General features: G+C 60.2%; 16 protein-coding genes and 2 tRNA genes. 15 read left to right on the forward strand and 3 right to left on the reverse strand.

Features of this window, described 5'->3' with window-relative positions; genetic code table 11:
• Positions 1-72 precede the first annotated feature (72 nt).
• From JNM28_09360 to JNM28_09380, 5 genes are all read left to right on the forward strand, one after another.
• Positions 73-3,225 carry a hypothetical protein gene (locus tag JNM28_09360; GenBank protein MBL8068645.1) on the forward strand — a complete coding sequence of 1,051 codons (3,153 nt, stop codon included), beginning with the start codon at positions 73-75 and terminating at the stop codon, positions 3,223-3,225.
• Positions 3,226-3,317: 92 nt separating this feature from the next.
• Complete coding sequence (gene gap / locus JNM28_09365) at positions 3,318-4,328, forward strand: type I glyceraldehyde-3-phosphate dehydrogenase (protein ID MBL8068646.1); 1,011 nt, start codon at positions 3,318-3,320, stop codon at positions 4,326-4,328.
• On the forward strand, positions 4,329-4,805 hold the full coding sequence (locus JNM28_09370; GenBank protein MBL8068647.1) for a hypothetical protein: 477 nt from the start codon (positions 4,329-4,331) through the stop codon (positions 4,803-4,805).
• A 45-nt stretch (positions 4,806-4,850) separates the two neighbouring features.
• Entirely contained in the window at positions 4,851-5,261 is a 411-nt protein-coding gene (fliS, locus tag JNM28_09375) for a flagellar export chaperone FliS (protein ID MBL8068648.1), read from the forward strand.
• Positions 5,251-5,586 carry a hypothetical protein gene (locus JNM28_09380; GenBank protein ID MBL8068649.1) on the forward strand — a complete coding sequence of 112 codons (336 nt, stop codon included), beginning with the start codon at positions 5,251-5,253 and terminating at the stop codon, positions 5,584-5,586. The genes fliS and JNM28_09380 overlap by 11 nt, the downstream gene beginning before the upstream one ends.
• A 67-nt stretch (positions 5,587-5,653) precedes the next feature.
• Here JNM28_09380 and JNM28_09385 read toward each other — a convergent pair whose 3' ends face one another.
• A complete protein-coding gene (locus tag JNM28_09385) occupies positions 5,654-7,828 on the reverse strand; it encodes a hypothetical protein (GenBank protein MBL8068650.1) in 2,175 nt (724 codons plus the stop codon).
• Positions 7,829-7,966: 138 nt separating this feature from the next.
• On the opposite strand from JNM28_09385, the gene prfB reads away from it, so the two are divergent.
• The 7 genes from prfB (at position 7,967) to JNM28_09420 (ending at position 16,974) form a co-directional block, all read left to right on the forward strand.
• On the forward strand, positions 7,967-9,073 hold the full coding sequence (prfB, locus tag JNM28_09390; protein ID MBL8068651.1) for a peptide chain release factor 2: 1,107 nt from the start codon (positions 7,967-7,969) through the stop codon (positions 9,071-9,073).
• 6 nt (positions 9,074-9,079) lie between these two features.
• Positions 9,080-10,654: a DUF1573 domain-containing protein gene (locus JNM28_09395; GenBank protein MBL8068652.1), complete on the forward strand. Its 1,575-nt coding sequence runs from the start codon at positions 9,080-9,082 to the stop codon at positions 10,652-10,654.
• Positions 10,644-11,846, forward strand: coding sequence for a cytochrome c family protein (locus tag JNM28_09400; GenBank protein MBL8068653.1), 1,203 nt, complete (start codon positions 10,644-10,646; stop codon positions 11,844-11,846). The genes JNM28_09395 and JNM28_09400 overlap by 11 nt, the downstream gene beginning before the upstream one ends.
• A 185-nt stretch (positions 11,847-12,031) precedes the next feature.
• Entirely contained in the window at positions 12,032-13,060 is a 1,029-nt protein-coding gene (locus tag JNM28_09405; protein MBL8068654.1) for a hypothetical protein, read from the forward strand.
• A gap of 50 nt (positions 13,061-13,110) precedes the next feature.
• Complete coding sequence (locus JNM28_09410) at positions 13,111-14,202, forward strand: diguanylate cyclase (protein MBL8068655.1); 1,092 nt, start codon at positions 13,111-13,113, stop codon at positions 14,200-14,202.
• A gap of 44 nt (positions 14,203-14,246) precedes the next feature.
• Positions 14,247-15,905: an AAA family ATPase gene (locus JNM28_09415; protein MBL8068656.1), complete on the forward strand. Its 1,659-nt coding sequence runs from the start codon at positions 14,247-14,249 to the stop codon at positions 15,903-15,905.
• 49 nt (positions 15,906-15,954) lie between these two features.
• Positions 15,955-16,974 (forward strand): adenylate/guanylate cyclase domain-containing protein, encoded by a 1,020-nt coding sequence (locus JNM28_09420; protein ID MBL8068657.1) that lies wholly within the window; start codon positions 15,955-15,957, stop codon positions 16,972-16,974.
• A gap of 198 nt (positions 16,975-17,172) precedes the next feature.
• On the opposite strand, the gene leuC is transcribed toward JNM28_09420, so the two are convergent.
• Positions 17,173-18,555, reverse strand: a complete 1,383-nt coding sequence (leuC, locus tag JNM28_09425) for a 3-isopropylmalate dehydratase large subunit (protein MBL8068658.1) — start codon at positions 18,553-18,555, stop codon at positions 17,173-17,175.
• A gap of 131 nt (positions 18,556-18,686) precedes the next feature.
• On the opposite strand from leuC, the gene JNM28_09430 reads away from it, so the two are divergent.
• Both JNM28_09430 and JNM28_09435 read left to right on the forward strand, forming a co-directional pair.
• Positions 18,687-18,772 (forward strand) — tRNA-Tyr (locus tag JNM28_09430).
• 12 nt (positions 18,773-18,784) lie between these two features.
• Positions 18,785-18,859 (forward strand) — tRNA-Thr (locus JNM28_09435).
• Here the strand turns inward: JNM28_09435 and JNM28_09440 are convergent.
• Positions 18,838-19,512, reverse strand: coding sequence for a DUF1275 domain-containing protein (locus JNM28_09440; protein MBL8068659.1), 675 nt, complete (start codon positions 19,510-19,512; stop codon positions 18,838-18,840). The genes JNM28_09435 and JNM28_09440 overlap by 22 nt on opposite strands.
• Before the next feature lie 83 nt (positions 19,513-19,595).
• On the opposite strand from JNM28_09440, the gene rimO reads away from it, so the two are divergent.
• The gene (gene rimO, locus JNM28_09445) at positions 19,596-20,972 is read left to right on the forward strand and encodes a 30S ribosomal protein S12 methylthiotransferase RimO (protein ID MBL8068660.1); all 1,377 of its coding nucleotides are present in this window, start codon (positions 19,596-19,598) and stop codon (positions 20,970-20,972) included.
• The last annotated feature ends 22 nt before the right edge of the window (positions 20,973-20,994 follow it).

Raw genomic sequence — 20,994 nt, forward strand, 5'->3', positions numbered from 1 at the left:
CGCATTTTTGCCGGGAAGCCATCCACAACAAAGTGCGGGGCTTGACAGCAAAACCGCAAGGAAACAGCTACGATGGGTGAAAGATTCAACTGGGATCGGCTTTTGAAGCGCAAACCGGAGAAGGAACAGGACAACACGATCCAACTCCCGACCGAACCGCCGGGAGCCCCAATCGCCCCGCTGCAAGCGTCCAACCCGTTCCCGGCACCCGCAGCGGAACCAGCTCCAGTTGCCGCCACGGCTCCGCCCGCCCAAGCACCGGCAAACCGAGCCCCGCTTGTCATCGAGTGGGACGAGTTCCAAAGCTCAGCCCCCGAGCCCACTGAACCGTTGGCTCCGATTCCGATCGAACCTCCTGCGGGGCGAGCCCCTTCCGGAATCGGATTCTGGGAGCGGTTGGGCCAGGAAACAACCTCGGCCATGGCAACCCAACCGGAATCCCAGCCGACTCCGGAAATCACCGGCTGGACCGACGTCGAACTCACCCCGGCAGTCGACCCTGTCCAAACTCCCACCGAAAGCAGCTTGATGGCGGGCACCCGTCCGGCCGAAAGCTATGCACCCATCGAAACGCCCTATATCCGGCCCAGCGAAGAAGAAATCCGCACCAAAACCGACGCCATCGCAACCAGTCCACTTTGGGACGAGCAGCCGGCTGCCCCCGAGCAACCGGTTCAGCCCCCCGTTTTTGAAACTCCCGCCCCTGCGGCCCACACGCCACCCGTCGCCCCAGACGCGGAACCTCCAGCTGCCGAAACACCTGCGGTGGAGGCTCCGACCGGCCTGAGGGCAATCCCCACCAAGGAGTCGGTGGATATGGACGATTGGCTGAACGGTGTTGAGTCAAGCCCGGCGGCAACCAGCCCGGCGCCCGAATTTGCCCCGCAAACCCCGGAACCTGCAATACCGGAAATATCGGCACCGGTCGAGTTTTCGACCCCACCGGTCATCGGCGAAACAACCGTGCTCGAACAGACGGCCGAGAATACCCATCTTGAGGCGCAATCCATTGATGTCCAAGAAGACGCGTCGCTCGAACCAGACCAAATCTGGAGCGATTCAATGAATGGCGTGCCTGATAACCCGATCCAACCGCCTTCCCAAGAATCCAGCCTGGAATCTTGGTCGAACCCTACTGAAGCCTTTGGGCCTGAGCCCCTTGCGCAACTGGCAGAAGGCGCGGATGCGGTGGTGCCCCCTGTGGCTCCCCCGGTGTTTGAACCGCAATCACAAGAAATCGAGCCGGAAACCGTGCTTGCCAGTCCGGTTGGCCCCTCCATTACGGCAGATTTGGCCACGCCCGAACCCGAATCCTGGACCGACCAACCGGCAGTGCATGGGGCGGAAGCCATGGCAGAGCCCAGTTTGGATGAACCGCAAGCCGCCGATGCCCCGCCGACTGACGGCTTGGTGGCCCAATCCAACCCCAACGACTTTTGGGCTAGCATCGCCTCGGCCAAACCGCAAACCAGTACCGCCGCATCGCCGGAACCCCTGGCGGTTGCGCCAGAGCCGATTGTGGAGCCGGCACAAGCACCGGATGCATCCATGGAGGCCATCGATGCCCAAGCCGATTCAGAACGGGAACTCCGGATTGGCGACGTCTTGCTCAAACACAAGCTTGTCGCCCCGGCCCAGTTGGAACGTGCCCTGGCCCGGCAACGCGATTCAAAAGAAAAGCTCGGCCAGGTGTTGGTCAGCATGGGCTTGATCAGCGAACGCCGCCTGCTCCAAGTTTTGGCGACGCAAAAGGGGGTCAGCCCCTGGCACTTGGAAGACGATGCACCGAGCCAGGACGCCTTGGCGCTGGTCGACCACGAAACATGCCGGCTCTTCCAGGTTTTGCCGGTTGCGGTGCGGGGGGATTTGTTGCTGCTGGCAATGCGCGACAGCGACGACCATGAAGCCCTTGCGGCAGTCCGGACAGCTTCTGGCAAGCGAGTTGAGCCGGTCTTGGCGGACGAGGCCCGGCTGGCTTCAACAATCGACATGGCTTATGGCGTCGCCCGGGAACACCATTCCACCATCGTTGAAGGAATGGTTGAGATCGCCCACGAACACGAGGTTAACCTCAGCGACGGCGATATCGTCAACCCGGAACGACCCGACCACCTTTCGGCACTCTTCCGCGAACTTTCGGCCGATGCAAAGCGCAAAGGCGCCACGTCGATCACCGTCGCCCAAGGTGCCGACATGGGGGAAATCCTCTACCGGATCCACGGGCGGCTTTGCCCCGTGCAAAAGATCCCAGCCTCTTTGGCCAACAGCATCGTCGCAAATGCCAAGTCCGCCATGGAAGAGGGCCAGACCCCCTTTGAAATCGGGGCCGGATGCAAGGTCGCCCTTACCACGGGCAAACAAGGTGAGAACTTTGTTTTGACGCTGCCTCAAGCAGCCCGCGAAGTTGTCGGACTCGAGGCCATGGACATCGAGCCAGAAAACCTCAAACTCCTCCGCGACCTGATCGACCGGCCGTACGGCCTGTTCTTGGTCACGGGATCCGCCCGGAGCGGCAAAGAAGCCACCAGCATGGCCATTGCCCAGGAACTAGAACGGCAAGGCCGCGCCGTCACGCGGGCCAACGAAGGAGAATCGATCGCCGAACAAATCCAACTGGCCGTGACATCGGAAAGCGAAGTGATTTTGGTTGGCGAACTGCAGTTGGAGGAAGATGTGCGGGCCGCCGTGAAAGCCGCCTCATCCGGACACCTCATCATTGCCGAAACCACGGCGAACGATGCGCCCACCGCGATCCAGCAAGTGATTTGCAACGGAGCCGACCCGTACCTGCTGGCCACGGTTTTGAACGGCGTTTGGTGCCAAGCGGTTGCGCCCAAGCTGTGCTTGCACTGCCGGTGCGGCCAAGCCCTCACTGACTCCCAACGGGAACTCTTGGATCAATACGGTCAGCGCCAGGTCACCCAGGTCTTTGAGGCCAAAGGGTGCGACCAGTGCAACCAAACCGGAGTTTCGGGTGAGATCGTGCTGAGCGAAGTCATGCCGGTCAGCAGCGACGTGAGCCTGCTGGTGAACGGCAAGGCCCCCGCCGAGCAGATTGCCACCCAAGCCGGATTTGCCGGATACCTCCCGCTGGCCTACGATGCGATGACCCGCGTCATCACCGGCGACCTGGACTGCACCACCGCCAAGCGCCTCGCCTCGTTCAGCCGACGCGAACTTTCGGCCATCAGCCGAATGGACACCTGGCGCACGCAAGCCAGCTAACACAGTGGGGCCGGGCCGCCAAAGGCGGCCCGGCATCCCGGACCCCAGCGGTCTTAACAGGGCCGCAGTAAACTCGGGTTTCAAGGAACACCATGGCTGTCAAAGTTGGAATCAACGGATTTGGACGGATCGGGCGGCTTTCGCTGCGCACGATGCTGGAACGGTGCAAAGGCGAAATCGATGTCGTTGCCATTAACGACCTGACCGATACGGAAACGAACGCCCACCTCTTCAAATACGACACCGTTTACGGGTCTTACAACGGCACGGTCTCGCACGACGAGAAAAGCATCACCGTCGACGGCGACCGGTTCCAGGTTTTCTCCGAGCGCGAGCCGGGCAACATCCCCTGGGGAGATGTCGGAGCCGACATCGTGCTGGAGTGCACCGGATTCTTCACCGATGCAACCAAGGCCGCAGCCCACCGCGATGCCGGGGCCAAAAAAGTCATCATCTCCGCCCCCGCCAAGAATGAAGACGTCACACTCGTCTTGGGGGTCAACGACGACATGTACGACCCGGCCAGCCACCACGTGGTCAGCAACGCCAGCTGCACCACCAACGGCCTTGCCCCGGTGGCTAAGGTGTTGCATGAGCGGTTCGGGATCGAAAAAGGCCTCCTGACAACCGTCCACGCCTACACCAACAGCCAAGCCACGGTCGACACGGCCCGCAAAGGGCTGCGCGACAGCCGGGCAGCCGCCGAAAATGTTGTGCCCAGCAGCACTGGTGCCGCCAAAGCGGTCGGGCTCGTCATCCCAGAACTGAAAGGGAAGTTCACGGGCATGGCATTCCGGGTACCGGTCCCCACCGTGAGCGTTGTGGACTTCACCGCGGTATTGAGCAAAGTCGCCTCGGTCGAGGAGATCAATGCGGCCATGAAGGAGTACGCCGAGGGCCCGATGAAGGGCATCTTGCTCTATTCGGACGAAGAATTGGTTTCCAGCGACCTGCGGGGTAACCCGCACAGCTCCATTTTCAGTGCGGTCGACACGGTCGCCATCGACGAGATGGTCAAAGCCGTGGCGTGGTATGACAACGAATGGGGTTACAGCTGCCGGATAGCCGATTTGACAAAGTTCATCGCCGACAAAGGACTTTAAATGCCATTCGAACCTCTGGGAACCGACGAACCCCGAGAGGAATCCAACACCCCCCGGCGCGCAAAGAGCTTTGAGAACGAGCTCGTCGGGGGGTGTTTCACTATCCTGGGTGGGAGCGTCCTCATTTTCCTCCTCACCTGGTGGCCATTTTTGACTGGCGACACGTTGACGCTTGAGCGGCTTTTGGGCGCGGTTGGATTTGCCTTGGTGCCCGTTTTGATCGCTGGTGCCGTCATGACCCGTTTGGCCAAACTCACGGGGGCGATCGCCTTTGCCGCGGGGATGTTTGCCGGGGCGATGTTCCTGTTTCTTAACCTCAACATCAATTTCGCCGGTGCGAATTCGCCCGACGCGCCCCGTCCCGATTACCCGGATGTTTGGCGGTGGATCGTCCCGCTCGCCTGGTTTTTGGTTGGGCTGGTCGTTATGCTTTTTGCCTACGGAAATCCGGGGCGGAACACTGAAGGCCAAGGCTGAATCCACCGATCATCCTGATAGGCTTAGGCCGGAGAGTGATTGCGCGTGGCGTACCCAAATGCATCGGTTCAGCAATATCGAAAAGCATCGATCGATTCCGCGACCCCACTCCAGTTGGTCGTCATGCTCTACGACGGGGCCATTCGGTTCCTGAACCAGGCCCGGGTGGCCATGCAACACCACAACCTGGAAAAGCAGAATGAATATTGCCTGCGCGCCCAAGACATTGTTTCTGAGCTGATTTGCTGCCTGGACACTGCGCGTGGCGGAGAAGTGGCTTCCAGCTTGTTTTCGCTCTATTCGTTCGTCTTCGACCGGATTGTGCAAGCCAACCTCCAGGACGACGTGAACTACTTGGATCAGGCGATGCGCGTCCTCACCGAACTCCGGGAAAGCTGGTCCCAGCTTGAACAGATGTCCAATGGGGCCAAACAGGGGCTTGCCAATGCCAGCTGACGAACTCCAACATCAAGTCGACCGGTTTGTCGCGCTTTCGCTGCTCATTGACGAGGAGCTCTTGGGCCCCGATTTGGACGGCTTGCAAGAACTGTTCAGCCAACGGCAAAAGTGCCTTGACCGGCTGCAGGAACTGACCGCATCGGGCCATGACTTGACCCTGAAACAGAAACAGATCCTTGCCCAACAGGATGATTACACGCAAGCCGTGATCCAACGTTTGCAGACCGATCTGAGGTTGGAAGCAGGGCAACAATCGCGCCGCCGCCAATCCCGGCGGGCCTACTCAGACGAAGCCAAACCGCATTACGAATTGACGGGTTGAAGACCCGATTGATCAAAACGAGGAAGGCCCCGCCAATTGGCGGGGCCTTCCTCGTTGCGGACTAACCTTACAGTTCGTTGATTGTCAGCTGCCCGAAGTCGGTGCTGAAATCAAAGGCATCCGGGACACCGCCCCGGCGCGGGATGGTGTTGAGCAACACGACCCGGATGGTCATGTTGCCGGTGCCCCCGGCCCGGTACTTGGCGATCTCGGCTGTGGTGAAGACCCGTTGGAACGCGGTCGGCGTGGTCTTGGCCCGGATCGACGATAGAAGGTCGAAGTTTCCGGTCTGGTCGTTCTTTGCATAGACGAAGGCACTCACGCCTTCGATCGACGCCGAGAAGCTCAGATCCAACCGGCCACCGTCAACCAACCCGTTGGTCGGAATGACCGCCTCGTAACCGGCATAGTTGCCCCGGTTGGTTTGGACGCCACTGTTGAGGACATATTGGTCGCTGTCGCCGAGTGCATTGAAGCTCGCTGCATTCCCGGAAACGAGGTTCCCAAAGATCGGGGTGACCGAGAGGACGTTGCGGATCGCGACGGTGCTCGATTTCACCCGGAACTTGAAGATTTCGGTGCCCCACCGGAGCGAAGCATTGGAAAACACCTCGTGGCTGGCCCAGAAGGAATCTGCGGCAGACGGGTCGACGCCGATCCCCGCGTAGTCACCCCAGCGGCTGGTCAGGTCGGTCGCGTTGGCAATCGTGAAGTTCGGCGAGGAGGCGAACACCTGGGGTGTTCCCATCTGGCCAAGGGGGTCAGTGTCTTTGCGGCCGACTGCGGCAACTTTGGGAGTCCCATTTTCGCTGGCGTCGGTCAGGACGATGGCAATAGAACCTTGGGAGTTGCGGGAGATCGCCGGCATCAGGAACGACCGGCCGTTGCCCATGGTGCTCTTCACATCACCGGCTTGGCGCAAGGTCGGGTTGTTGGCGGCGGGCCAACTGTTGAGCCTGAGTTCGCCCCACCGGACCTTGGTTTGCCGGGGTGCCGGTTCATCCAAGCTGCTGCTGTCGTATCCGTCGGCATCAATCCCGTTGTTGCAGGTAAAGGCGAACTGCAGGAAATCGCCGGTGCGAGAGACATCCATCATCCGGTCGCCGATCGTGTCGATCATGAACCCGCCGGTTTGGGCACCTTCGGCTTGCCAAACAAACACTGGGAACGAAACGGAATCGAAGGTCAGGGTCGGCGGATCGACATCGTCCCTCAACCCAACCATTTCACAGGTCGGATCGACCGGAACCACCCCACCGAACAAGAATGGGAACCCGAGCATCACACCAACCGGGGTACCGGGGCCAGCCAAGTACTTTTTGGCCAACGAAACCGAAAAGCCGCCCAAATCCGCAACAAACAGTTCGTGATCTGTTTTGCGGATCATGAACAGGACGGCGGAGACATTGCCGTTGGCAAACGGGAAAGCGTTGAACGTGCAAACCCAGCTGTCCGGACTGGTTGTCAAGGTCGGGTAGTCACCCCAGCGAGGGCGGTTGCCGCTATCGTTGGTGATGTTGTCCACTTTGGCGATCATCCAGTTGCCGTTGGGGTTGGAGTCGTCTGAAATGGCGAGGTGGTAGTAAGACTTGTTGTTATTGAAGTCGACATCCAACACGCAAATCACGAATTGGTTGGTGTCGTAGTCGTAAACAACGCGTGGGTCGAAGGCAAAATCGCCAGCACGGGGCAGAAAGCCGCTGGCGCTCAACGGCTGCAGATATTCCAGCTTCCCGTTCTTTTTGTTGTAAAAGGCGACCATCGTGTTGACGATCTGCACGATGTGGGTCGGGCCGACCGCCATGTGGGTGTCCGGCGGGAACGAGCCGTTGAAACCGATACCCGGGAATTTGGAATCCATCAGCAGGTTGAAGGCCCCAGAAGCGGAGCCGAGCTCAACGCTTTCTTGCTGGGCCGCTTTGGATTGCCGCTGCCGGATTTCCTCCAACGTGAGCGAAGGTTGGAATAGAACCGAAGGATTACTCGGCTTCACACCCTTGGCCGTCACCATGCGGGCAATTTGCGGGAACTTGGACGTGGTGTCGATTTGGGACCAAGTCACCCGGCCCGTGGCCCGTTGCATCGGCCGCACTTCGCCAGGCTTGCCAAACGGCGTGACCTGCATGCGCGCCGGATCGACGGTTGGGCGGGGTTGCGCCATCGAAACCGCAGCCAACGCCGCCGCTCCAAAGGCGATGAGAGAAGCCCGCACAGCTCCCCGTGTCTTACTGAAAAATCCCATGGTGTGCACCTTGATGGATCGACCCCATGCCGAAATCATCCGGACAAGGGCCCATTCCCCTCAATTATGTCGGCCCAGCCGACTCAAAAGCAAGCGCAAGACCGCCTGAAAGCGGTAACTTGACGGCCATGTTGACCCATGAGCAACAGGAAGCGCTGTCGGAGGCGAGCGGCCGCCTCGACGCTATTAGGGGGCATCTTTGACCTCCCCCGCCTTAAAACCCAACTCGCTGAACTAGAAGAAGCAGCGGGACAACCAAATTTTTGGGACGATCCGCAAGCCGCGCAAACCCACCTGCGGAAAATCTCACGCAACAAAGGCACCATCCAGCCCTTCGAGTCACTTCAAAACAAGCTCGATGAAATCCTCGAATTTTACGAACTCTTAAAACTCGAGCCCGAGCCGGAACTTGAAAAGGACGCCGACAAGCAGGCCCTGGCCTTTTTGGCCGACTTGGATGCCTATGAGTTGCAAACCCTCCTCAGCGGAGAGTACGACGATCGCAACTGCATCGTCGAAATCAGCGCTGGCGCCGGGGGATCCGAAGCCTGCGACTGGGCGAGCATCCTTTACCGGATGTACACCCGGTGGGCCGAACTCAAAAAATACAAAGTCGAAGTGATCTCCGAAACACCCGGAGACGTGGTCGGCTACCGCAACATCACGTTTGAGGTCAACGGGGCCAACGCCTATGGCTACCTGAAGGCCGAAGGCGGCGTCCACCGGTTGGTACGCATCTCTCCATTCGACTCAAACGCCCGACGCCACACATCCTTCTGCCGAGTCGAAGTCCTGCCCGAAGTCGAGGCCACCGAAGTCGAAATCAACCCCGACGACATCAAGGAAGAGACCCTCCGCGCCTCCGGGGCCGGGGGCCAGCACGTCAACAAAACCGAAAGCGCCGTCCGCATCACCCACATCCCCACCGGGATCGTCGTCCAGTGCCAAAACGAGCGGAGCCAACACAAAAACCGCGCCTCTGTTTACAAGATGCTCGCTTCCAAACTCGCCGAAGTCCAGCGACTGGAAGACGAAAAGAAGATGAAGGATATCCGTGGCGACATCGGGCCGGCCGAATGGGGGCGCCAAATCCGCAGCTACGTGATGCAGCCTTACACGATGGTCAAAGACCACCGAACCGGGCACGAGACTGGAAACGTCCTTGCCGTGATGGACGGGGAAATCGACGGGTTCATCGAGGCGTTCCTGAAACGGCCCCCCGACCCCGATGCGTTTATCGAATAAGCCCGCATGACCCCCGCCCTCCTTGGATTCGCCATCGCCCTCGCCGGGCCGGAACCGGCCCCCCTGCCCCCAATCGGGACCAACCAGGCCTACCAGCAAGGCGTCAAGGAAGTCGCCGGCCTGCTCGAAAACGGCCAGTTCGCAGATGCTGCCAAACGGGCATCGAACTTGCCAAAGACCGAATTCACGGTCGCCGTCAAATCAGATGGCGTCGATGCCGACACTCTCGCCCTCTTCAAAAAATCGGTCGATGCGTCAATCGATGCCTGGCAAAGGGCCGTGCCGGGGCTCAAGGTTTCCTTTGCCGCCAAAGCCGACCTCCTCATCACTTTGGTTGGCGAAATCGATGGAACCAAGACTCTTGCCCTCTTCCCGAGCCCGGATCCGGCGGAGCCTGCCCTAGAAGCCGTCGTGGCGGTCAAACGGTTGAGCACCAAGGCCGTCATCGACTCCAATATCATGACGGCGGAAGCCAATTTCGCCATCGGCCAGTATCTTGGGCTCGAACAGGTGCCGTCGCCGATGGCGACCATGTTCCGCATCGACGGGTTTGGGGTCCGGAGTCTCAAGGTCGATTCAACGGCGGCTCAGCTTGCCAAAACAACGCTGGCCCAATCGCAGATTCTTCGCGGCCATGCAAAGTCTAAAACAAAAGTCGAGGCCGCCTTTCCCGGTTGCTTCGTCGCCACCCAGGACATCGATTTCAAGACGGTCACCCAAGGCGAACCGCAATATTTCCAATTCGAGGTCGTCAACCGCGGGCGGGCGCCGCTGACCTTTGTCATTCAGCCGGATTGCTCCTGCTTCCGGATCGATTACAACCCCGTTGTGGAGCCCGGGCAAACCGGGATCGTCTCGATCGCCATGTCCACAACCGAATTCCAGGGGCACCAGGATAAGGGGCTGTTCCTTTACACCAACGATGCCGAAACGCCCACCCGTCGCATCAGCGTGCACGGCACCATCAAGCCGGCCTACCAATTCACAACCGGATGGCCGACCGAGAAGACGTTCGCCATGACCCCCTCCGGCGTGAAAATCCAATACTTCCTCTATGCGGACGGCCCGTTGCCGTTTGAACCCCGCAAAGTCGCCGTTTCCGGGGTTGCCGCCGCAACAACATTCGCCCCATACGAAGGCCCGGTGCCCGGTGTCGAAGGCAATGTCAAAGGCTACCGGTTCGAAATTTTGGTCAGCCCTTCCTCGCCGGTCGGCCGGAACCTTGGGGCGATCGTCGTGCAGACAGACTCTGAAGTCTTTCCCACCGTCGCCGCCAACTTCTTTGTCCAAAAGGGCGTCGACGTGAGCCCAAAATCGATCTACCTCGGCGACATTCAAGGCATCGGCGAAGCTTGGGCGATCCTCACCGGGATGGACGACAAGTTCGAAGCTGTTTCCGCCGAATCCGCTGACCCCCGAATCGTGCCCACCCTCGAAAAACTCAAGCCTGGTGTGTGGAGGCTGCGCACGACCGTCAAACCCGGCGGGTTCAAGGGCAGCTTGGCGGGGACCGTGACGGTCAAGACGAACGACCCCGATTCCCCGACCATCGTGGTGGCGGTCCAGGGTTATGTCAAATAGGCCTGGGCTGGGGCTGCTTTTGGCCAGCCTAGCCCCGTTCGCCGCCGTGTTCTTTGCCCAGCCGGCTCCGCCCTCGTGGAAGTTGGTCATCGGCGGGGCGACCAAGGGGTACCTTTCGCCTTGCGGCTGCACGTCGCCGATGTCGGGCGGGATCCGCCGCCGGGCAACCGTGGTCAAACAGATCGCCGGGCCGGGAGACGTCATTTTGGAAACCGGGCCGATGACCGGCCAATTGGGCCGGCAGATGGAGATCAAGGCCGAAACGCTCGCCCAGACTTTCAAAGACATGGGGGTCTCGGCGGTGACCTTGGGCAAGGGGGATGCGGGGCTGGGGCCGGGGGTATTGGAGGCGATTTCCCGCCTCAGCGGCGCCCCACTCATCGATGGCGGGCCTGAACCAGTTTCCCACTGCCTGATTGGCTCCGACCCCGGCGAAATCGCGATTGCTGAGGCCATTAGTCGGGCCAAGCAACTGGCCGACCAACCAGGCCGTGGTTTGGCCCGCGTTTATGTCACCGGCTTGGCAAAGGAGGCGGCCCGGGAAATCGCGCGGGCGGTGCCTCAACTTGATGCCATCGTGTTTGCCACTACCAGCAACCCCAGGGGACAGGCCGAGCGGATCGGCAAGACCTGGATTGTCACGGCCGCCGACGAGGGCCGGTTTGTGGTCTCGCTCCCCTTCACTGGAGCGGGGTTCGAAGCCCCTTCCGTCTACGACTTGGGGCCGGACATTAAAGACGACCCAGAAACCGCCCGGTACTACCGCCAATACCTGGATCGGCTCCGGGGGGAGAACTTGGTCGAGATGATGCCCAAGACCTCGAACGAGGCGTATTCCGGTTCAAAGGCCTGCAAAAGCTGCCACCAAGCTGAGTATGCGGTGTGGGCGGAGTCCAAACACGCCCACGCCTGGCCGACGCTCAAACAGGATGGTCACGACGCCGACCCGGATTGCGTCCCCTGCCACACAACCGGCATCCAGAGCACGGGCGGCTTTTTGATTGAAGAGAAAACCCCGCGCCTGGCCGAAGTCGGCTGTGAAAGTTGTCACGGATCCGGCGAGGCGCACATCACCATGCCGGAGGCAAACCCGTTCCCCAAAGCCGGCGAACAGTCATGCGCCGGTTGCCACAAGCTGCAAAACAGCCCTAATTTCCGATTCAAGGAGTATTGGGAAAAGATCAAGCATTGACGGGTGGAAAGCAGGTGGAAAAATCGTCGAGATTCCTGCTGGGCTAGGTTACACCTGATTTTGTCTTTTCTGTTTATTATTTTGACTGTTAGCTTATACTAATCGCCAAAAAGGGGGACCTTGCCAACAAGCGCCCCGGGGCCATACACTCCGAACCCCATAGAAGAACTGCGAGGGGGATTGTGATGGTGGCTGAACCGCGTTTCGATACTGAAACACTGGGATATCCCGTTGATGCCGGGAAAGGACTCGCCACGCCTTCACTGGGAGCCACGGCCGTGCCGGTTTCCATCGCCGCGCTGCCCAGCAACCGCAACGCCCTTTCGGTGGGGTTCGACTTTGCCTGTGGCAAGCGGCGCTTTGTGGGCATCGGGGGACCATCCGGTTGGGGGAAATCGGAGCTACTGGCCCATGTGGCCCAGGCCGTGAGCCAAATCCGCGAACGACCCGTCAAGGTGCGGGATGCTTCTGAATGGGCGTTGAGCCAATCGGCGGCGGCTTCGGATGGCGTGCTCATTTTGGACGACCTTCAAGACGCGGTGCGGTCGCCCCGGATGAGGCACCTCCTCCGCATCCGACTAGAACAGCGGCTGAGGCGGAATTTGCCGACCATGGTCGCCAAAACCGGCGACTTTGCCGAAGCCCAGCGTCTCCGGGTGATGGCCTCGAACCGCTGGCACCTAGTCCAAATTCTGGCCCCGACTCCAAGCGAGCGGCAACGCATCGCCCACCAGATCGCCGGAGAAGAGGGGCTCAAGCTCCATCCGTCCATCGAATCGTTGATCGCCACGCACCTCAATGGCAACGGCCGCTCGATCCGCGGGGCCATGCTCCGGCTGAAAATCCTGCGATCTGATTGGCAGCAAGACGCCGACTTTGCCGAAGCGTGCGGGCGGCTGGGCCCCTTCCTGATCGGGGAAGACGGCTGGGATCCCCGGGACGTGGTCCAAGAAGCCGTCAACTACGTCTTTTTGGCCTGGCCGGAGACACCGCCGGTCGGGAGACGGGCCACGATTGCTTACGCCCTCCACAAAGTGCTCCGGCTGGCCGAAGAGGATGTGGCCGGGTTCTTGCGGATCAAGACCGGGCAGGTCTACCGCCATTGCCGAAACGTCAACGACCGGCTGGATCAAGGCGAAACCGCTGCCTTCCTCAGCATCGTCCGCGATCACGTCTATTGGTCTTTGGCAGATTCGGCCAAATGGCTCGAATAGGGGAAGACGGCATGGATCTTGCAGGGTTGGCCCGTTAGAGGACACGTTTTATGCGCCGGCTCGCCGACCTGAATCTCAACCGCTTGACGATCCCCGATGGAAGCGATATGGGGTCGGCACTCCTTGCAATGCAAAAGGCTGGGGCCTCTGCCGCCGCCGTTTTGGACGGCAAGCGGTTTTGTGGTTTCGTCACCATTGAATCGGCCATATTGAGCGACCCAGAAACACCGGTTCGTGATTTCCTCCGCAGTGCTTCGTTCCACTTGCAGGCCGAAGATCCGGTTCGCCAGGCCAGCAAACGGTTCGTCCAACAGCAAGCCGATTTCCTCGCCGTTTTTGATGGTGACCGCTTTTTGGGCATCCTTAGCGCGTTGATGCTCATCACCGAGCTCGGCCGGAGCTATGACCCGCTCACCGGGCTCAGCTGGAGCGACGCGCTGCGCGATTGGGGAGTCGACCGGTTGGAGGCAGGCCAGGAGATTTGCATCGCGTTTTTTGACCTTGACGACTTTGGGGTTTACAACAAGCGGTATGGGCATGTCTTGGGCGACAGCGTCCTCAAGGAGTTTGCCGCCTTGCTCAGCGGCATCGTCGACCGGGATAAGGACGTCCTCGTCCGTTATGGCGGAGACGAGTTTGCCCTGGCCACGATGCGCCCACGCGGCGAAGTCGAAGCCTTGCTCGGGACTTTGGGTGGGCTCACTTTCACGGTTCCAGGCATGCCGGCCCCGGTCGGGTTCAGCTACGGGCTCTCGGGCGGCAAACGCACAACCGAACCGAGCCGGGATCACGTTGCGGCCACGCTCGACAACTTGATCTCTTTGGCCAGCAAAGACTGCCTAGCCCGCAAACCCCATCGGGGCAAGGTGGGAACCGAGCGGGACGCTGCCCAACCGGAAACCTCGGACTGGCACGAGATCGCCAACCAGGCCGCGCGCAAGGCCGGAGAAGCCGGCGACTGCCGGATCGAGATCTTGGACACGCTGTTCGTTTTGGATGACGATAACGTCCAACAAGTCGTCATCACCGGCATCAGCACCGTCGGTGGGCGCGAGCACACCTTCCGCGCCGTCCGGATGATCGGTGCGAACTTGGAAAAGGCGATCCAAGAAGCGGTGTGGGAAGGGGCCCTGCTTTGTTGAGCCCCCGGTAGCAAATCCGGGCAAAGGGGCGTAGTATCGGGTGTATGCCATCGCCCGGATTCCAAAGATTGGCCGAACTCGCCGAACGGATCGAGCAGTCGCTGCCCGACGCCGACGCCAAAACGAGAAACTACTTGGCCGCCCTCAAATCGGAAATCCAAAAATCCGCACAAGAAGGCAACGCCCAATCGGAATTGCTGGCGCAATACGAAGAGGCGTACCAAAAACTTACCCAACCGGCCAACCGCATCGGCGTGCTAATCCGGTTGCTCGATGACGGCTTGGCCCAGGTTCTGCATGGCGAAACCGAGTACGTCGCTTTGGTCGACCCCAACGTGGAGCCCGAAATCCTCAAGCCGGGGGCCAGGCTCCGGCTCAACGAAGCTTACGCGGTGGTCGGCCCCGCCCCAAACGGCATCGGCGGACAGGTGATCCCCGTCAGCCAGGCTTTGGAAGACGGGCGACTTCGCGTTTCCAACGATGGGCAAGGCCAGCAAGGGAGGCTAATCGTGCGGTCCCACCAATTGTCGGAGGCTGACATCAAGCCGGGTGATGAGGTCGTTTTGGATTCGACCGGACGGGTCGCCGTGGAGCACCTGCCACGGCAAGGGGCCCAAAACTACTTTATCGAAGAGATCCCGGAAACGCCCTGGAGCGTCGTCGGCGGTCAAAAAGATGCCATTGACCTCATCAAGGAATCGATCGAGCAACCGCTACTCTATCCCGAGCTTTACGACGCTTTTGACAAAAAGCCCCCCAAGGGAATTTTGCTTTACGGCCCCCCAGGCTGCGGAAAAACGCTGATCGGCAAGGCCATCGCCTACAACCTTGCCGCCGACTACCGCGCCCGGACCGGAAAGCAAGACGCCAAAGAGTGCTTTTTGCACATCAGTGGCCCCAAGATCTTGAACATGTGGCTGGGCGAGACCGAGCGCATGGTCCGCGAGATTTTTGCCACGGCGCGGGAGAAATCAGCGGAAGGCCAAATCGTTGTGGTGTTCATCGACGAAGCGGAATCGGTATTGCGGACCCGGTCCAGCGGGCGTTGGCTCAACATCAGCAACACCGTTGTGCCGCAATTTTGTGCCGAAATGGACGGGCTGGTGGCAATAGAGAACGTCGTCATCGTTTTGACTTCCAACCGGCCGGACTACATCGACCCGGCGATTTTGCGGCCCGAACGGATCGACCGGAAGATTAGAATCAAGCGCCCGGGCCACGACGAATCCCGGGACATTTTGGGCATCTACCTGCGCGACGGCTTGCCGATTGACCCCCAATTGGCCAAAGAGCAAGACGGGGAAGCGTGCGCGCGCAAAGCCTTGGTGGAATCCACGTTGGCCTTTTTGTGGCGGGCCAACAAAGAAACCGAGTTCCTCACCATTTCCAAACGGGACGGCACTTCTGAAACCCTCCACTGGCGGGACATGGTGAGCGGGGCGCTCCTGAAATCCATTGTCGACCGGGCTAAAGACTCGGCCATCAAGCGGGCGATCCTGGAGCCAGGAGCCAAGCACGGACTCAAGATCGAAGATCTCCACCAAGCGGTTGAAGCGGAGTACCGTGAGAACGAAATCTTTCCAAAATCGGACGCGGTCGAAGACTGGTTGAAACTTTTGGACATCGAGCCGGAATCGGTTGTGGACGTACGGCCCGTGCACCAGGAACGGATTGGCGAGAAGTTCCGCAAGCCGGTGATTTAGGCGGCAGATAGGTGGGCGTTGATTCTGCCCACCTAGTAACATGGGCCCCATGCCCAACCCCGGCGAGTACAAGCGCTACCTGTTGGTTGCCTACTGTATGTCGATTCCACCGACGCTGTACTTCAGCCGTTTTGGGATTCTGGGGTGCCTTGTCATCTATTTGTTGTCGGGGTTTGTCGTCGGTTCGTCGTTCTACCTGATGAGCCAGATCACCAGGCGCATCCGCTTGCGGTCTTTTGCCTTACAACTGATTTTGCAATCGCTTTCGATTTTGACAACGCTTGTGGTTTCCACTGCGACAGTGATGGTCGGATCGGGCGCAATTATTGCTGGGCGGAGCCCGTTCGACCCCGTTTTGCTGGCAGGAATGGGGCGGCTTCTGACACCCCAGCAAGCGGCGGCCGGGTTGGCGGCAGGCTTCACTATGTCGCTCGCCATCAACTTCTTTTTTGCCATCGGCCGCAAACTCGGCCCGGGGGTGATGTGGAGTTGGATGACGGGAAAATACTACGCCCCGCGCGAGGAAGAGATGGTGGTGATGTTTTTGGACATGAAGGATTCGACTACCCTTGCCGAGGGGTTGGGGACGATAGCCTTCAGCCAGTTGGTCAAGGATTTTTTCGCTGACCTGACCGGCCCACTCCTAAAGACAGGGGCACGGGTGAGTCATTACATCGGCGACGAAGCCGTCATCACCTGGTCTCCATCGCGGGGCCTTAAGAAGGGAGGCTGTCTAAATCTAGTGCCAGAGTTCCGGCGCGTCTTGGAGTCGCGCTCCGGCCACTACCAAGCGGCTTACGGCTTGGTTCCCGAGTTCAAAGCAGGTGCCCACATCGGCATGGTGGTGGCCACCGAGGTCGGCGAGATAAAGAGCGAGATTGTCCTCCATGGAGACACGCTCAACACGGCGGCCCGGATCCAGGGACTCTGCGGGCCGGAGGGCGAAATGTTCTTGGTTTCCGGGGAATTGGCGGGGCGGTTGCCGGATTCTCCGGTTTTGGTTGCGTTAGGTGAGCGCCAAGTTAAGGGTCGGGAGAAGGGTGTCGATTTGTATGCGGTGCGAACGTAACAAGCACTCGCAATGCCCATGGCACCCCGGCCTGGTCTCTTCGTCATGCCACCTCTGAGACTGGATCCAATTTAGGGGCACATCCGCGAGAGAAATCCTGAAATCTTCCAACCATGGTTTCCGCTTCATGGGCGAAATGCCGGTACGCCATGATTGTCGATCCCTGCCTCGCCCTCCCCAAAACTGGGGAGGGGATTGCTAGAGTTCGCGCGGGTCGGCGATGCGTCCCTTGATGGCCGTGGCGGCGGCGGTGGCCGGGCTGACCAAATGAGTGCGCGAACCGGGGCCTTGGCGTCCCTCGTAGGGGCGGTTGCTGGTACTTGCGCTGCGTTGTTGCGGGCGCAAGATGTCGCCGTTCATGCCCAGGCACATGCTGCACCCGGCGTGGTGCCATTCGAACCCGGCTTCTTTGAACACCTGGTCCAACCCTTCTTGTTCGGCCAAAGCGCGGACAGAAGCCGAGCCCGGGACAACCATCGCCCGCACCCCTGGGGCGGCCCGGCGACCTTTGACCAAACCGGCGGCAACCCGCAGGTCTTCGATCCGGGCGTTGGTGCAACTGCCGATGAAAACGGTGTTGACCTCCAACTCGGCGACCGGGGTGCCCGGCTTGAGCCCCATATACATTTGGGCCCGTTCCTCGTTTTTGTCTTGCGGCTCGGGGATGGCTTGATCCACGTCCACCGTCATCGCCGGGGTTGTGCCCCAAGTGACCTGGGGCTTGAGGGCATCGACATCCAGATGCTCTTCCCGGTCGAAGACTGCCCCAGCATCCGTGGCCAAAGATCGCGAATGTTCCACCATTCGGTCGAAGTCCGCTCCTTTGGGGGCGAAGGGCCGGTTGCCTTCCGCGATGTATTCAAATGTGGTGTCGTCCGGTGCGACCATGCCAGCGCGGGCCCCCATTTCGATGCTCATGTTGCAAATGGTCATGCGCCCGCTCATGGGCAGGGATCGGATTGCCGAGCCGGCATATTCAGCCACAAAGCCGGTTGCGCCGCCCGCTCCGAGTTTGCGGATGATGGCCAAGATGACGTCTTTGGCCGTGACGCCGTGGGCCAACGTGCCATCGGCGTTGATGCGGAGGGTTTTGGGTTTTTTGGCGGCCCGCAGCGTTTGAGTGGCTAACACGTGTTCCACCTCGCTTGTCCCAATCCCAAAGGCAAGCGCGCCGAACGCGCCATGCGTGGAGGTGTGACTATCGCCGCAGACGATGGTCAATCCCGGCAACGTGATGCCCAACTCGGGGCCGATGATGTGGACGATCCCTTGGCGCGGGTCGTGGTACCCAAACAAGGGGACTCCGAACTCCCGGGCATTGCGATCCAAGGCGGCCAACTGCTGCCCGCTCAGGGTGCTGGCATCGATCTCGCGGCCGTCGGTGGGCACATTGTGGTCCACCGTGGCAAAAGTCAGGTCGGGGCGACGCACCGGCCGGCCGGCCACCCGGAGCGCGTCGAAGGCTTGGGGGGATGTCACCTCGTGCACCAAATGCCGGTCGATATAGAGCAACGTACCGCCCCCGGGCAGGTCGGCGACCTTGTGGTTGTCCCAAACTTTTTCGAACAGCGTCTTTGCCATGCGTGCAACGCTATTCTACGCTGTGGGCAGAACTGGCGGGGAATGGGGGACAGAGGACCCGCCCGGGGCCCTCGGTTCGGGCACAAGGAGAGTTGGGGCTGGGCCATCTGGTATCATCCCCCTCTGCTTCTGGGCAGTTGCCCGAGTGGCCAATGGGAACAGACTGTAAATCTGTCGGCGAGAGCCTACGCAGGTTCGAATCCTGCACTGCCCACCAGAAGATAGAGACGCCCTCGTAGCTCAGCGGCAGAGCGTTCCCTTGGTAAGGGAGAGGTCACGAGTTCAATTCTCGTCGAGGGCTCCAGATCCGGAATTCCCATCCGCAAAGCCCGGGCTCCCGGCAACCACGGCCAAAACAAGCGAAAAGCCCACCGCAAAGGCCAGGCTGTTGGTTCCTAACACAGAATAGGCCCAAGCCCCCAACCCCGCACCCGTGACCAACCCGGCCCACAGCAGCAGGTAGCGGAGCCATTCCCACCGTGGGTTGCCCAGAAAGAGCCCGGCCACCAACTGGCCAAGCTTGACAATGACCCCGGTCATATAGGTGAGCCCGATGGAGATTTCGCCTTCTTGGTGGAAGACCGCGTTGACCGCCCCCATCGCCATCACAACCGACGCCAAGCCCAAGCGAGGCACATGGAAAATCCACGCAAAAGTGGCCAGGGCCAGCAGCAACGAAACCAAAAGCAGCACCCGACGGCGCTTTCTCCGCGTGGAGCGGCCGGCAACTACCGTGCCGCCGGCAACCCCCAGAACAAAGCAGAGGATCACCCCCGCCGCTATCAGGACGTGTGGGATTTGCCAGGTGCCCGCCGCAACCCCCAACCGGGTGGAGTTGCCAGTCATGAACGACACGAAGAACCCGCCCGTGTTGAGGAATCCGATGCTATCGACATAACCCGCCAAGGCAGAAAGCATCACAGCCAGTACCGTGCTCCTGCGGTCGAGCGTCGTCATCCCCCTTATTATCGGCTTGGCTGGCAACGGGCCATGCGCCCTTCCCAACCATTTGGGGACCCGCCTGTCAAAATCAGGCTCAAGTGGCGGAAAGCAAAGGCAACGTGCGGCTCATCACCTTGGGCTGCGCAAAAAACGAGGTGGACAGCGAGGAAATCGCGGGTGTTCTGCGCAACGCCGGACACACCGTGGATGGTTCGCAAGTGGCCGATGTGACCGTCATCAACACCTGCGGGTTTTTGGAATCTGCCAAACACGAATCGATTGCCGCCATCCGCAAAGCCGTGGCCGAAAAAGGCTCCGGGAAAGTCATTGTCGCCGGATGCCTGGCCCAGCGCCTCGGTGCCGAACTTGCCCGATTGGCCCCAGGAGCCGACGCTTATGTCGGAGTGGGACAAATGGGGGCCTTTGCCGAAATCGTTGACAAGGTGTTTTCCCACCACGAGCCGTGGGTCGACACCGCACCCCCGCACCACCGCTGGGCAGACCTGGCCACCCGGGCCCGCACGGGCCGGCCGTGGAGCGCCTACCTCAAAGTCAGCGAAGGCTGCGACCATCGATGCACGTTTTGCACCATCCCATCCTTTCGAGGGGCCCACGCCAGCAAACCGATCGACCGAGTGGTGGAAGAAGCGCGGATCTTGGCGAGATCCGGCTGTAAAGAAGTCAACCTCATTGCCCAAGATGTCACCCAATACGGCTATGACCTTTATGGCGCGTTCACACTACCCAAACTCCTGGCCGAACTCAACCAAGTGGATGGGCTTGAGTGGATCAGGATCCTCTATTTCTATCCCAACCGGTTGACCGACGAGGTCATCCAGGCGATGGCGGAATTGAACAAAGTCTGCCACTACATCGACATCCCCCTACAACACGCCCACCCCGACACCCTGAGGCGCATGAAGCGACCATGGGATGGGGAACGCTACTTGAAGTTGTTCGAAAAAGTCCGGTCGGCGATTCCGGATGTGGCGATCCGCACAACGTTCATCGTAGGTTTTCCCGGAGAAACTTCAACGGAATTTAACTATTTGGTTGATTTTGTCCGTGAAGCCAAGCTCGACCGGGTCGGGGCGTTCCAGTTCTCGCGAGAGCCGGGCACGCCGAGCCACGATATGCCCGGACAAGTGCCTTCGCGGGTCAAGAAGGAGCGGTACGACCGTCTGATGCGGGCCCAAGCACCGGTCTCCTTGGCCCGCAACAAGTCATTTGTCGGACAAGTGTTGACGGTGTTGGCGGATGAGGTAAAAGATGGATGGATTGCGGGTCGGAGCTATCGCGATGCCCCGGAGATCGACGGATGGGTTTATGCCCAAGGCGCCGTGGAACCTGGTTCCCTCGCCCGCGTGCGGGTTACGGAAGCTAAAGAGCACGACCTGATCGGCGTGTTAGAGGGCTTCACCCCGAACGCCAAACGGTTGATCCCGATCAAAATGGCAACCCGCGAACCCCGGTGAGACGATGCCCCAAGTCTTCAAC

This window comes from Armatimonadota bacterium (genome assembly GCA_016789105.1).
Taxonomy (GTDB): Bacteria; Armatimonadota; Fimbriimonadia; order Fimbriimonadales; family Fimbriimonadaceae; genus UphvI-Ar2.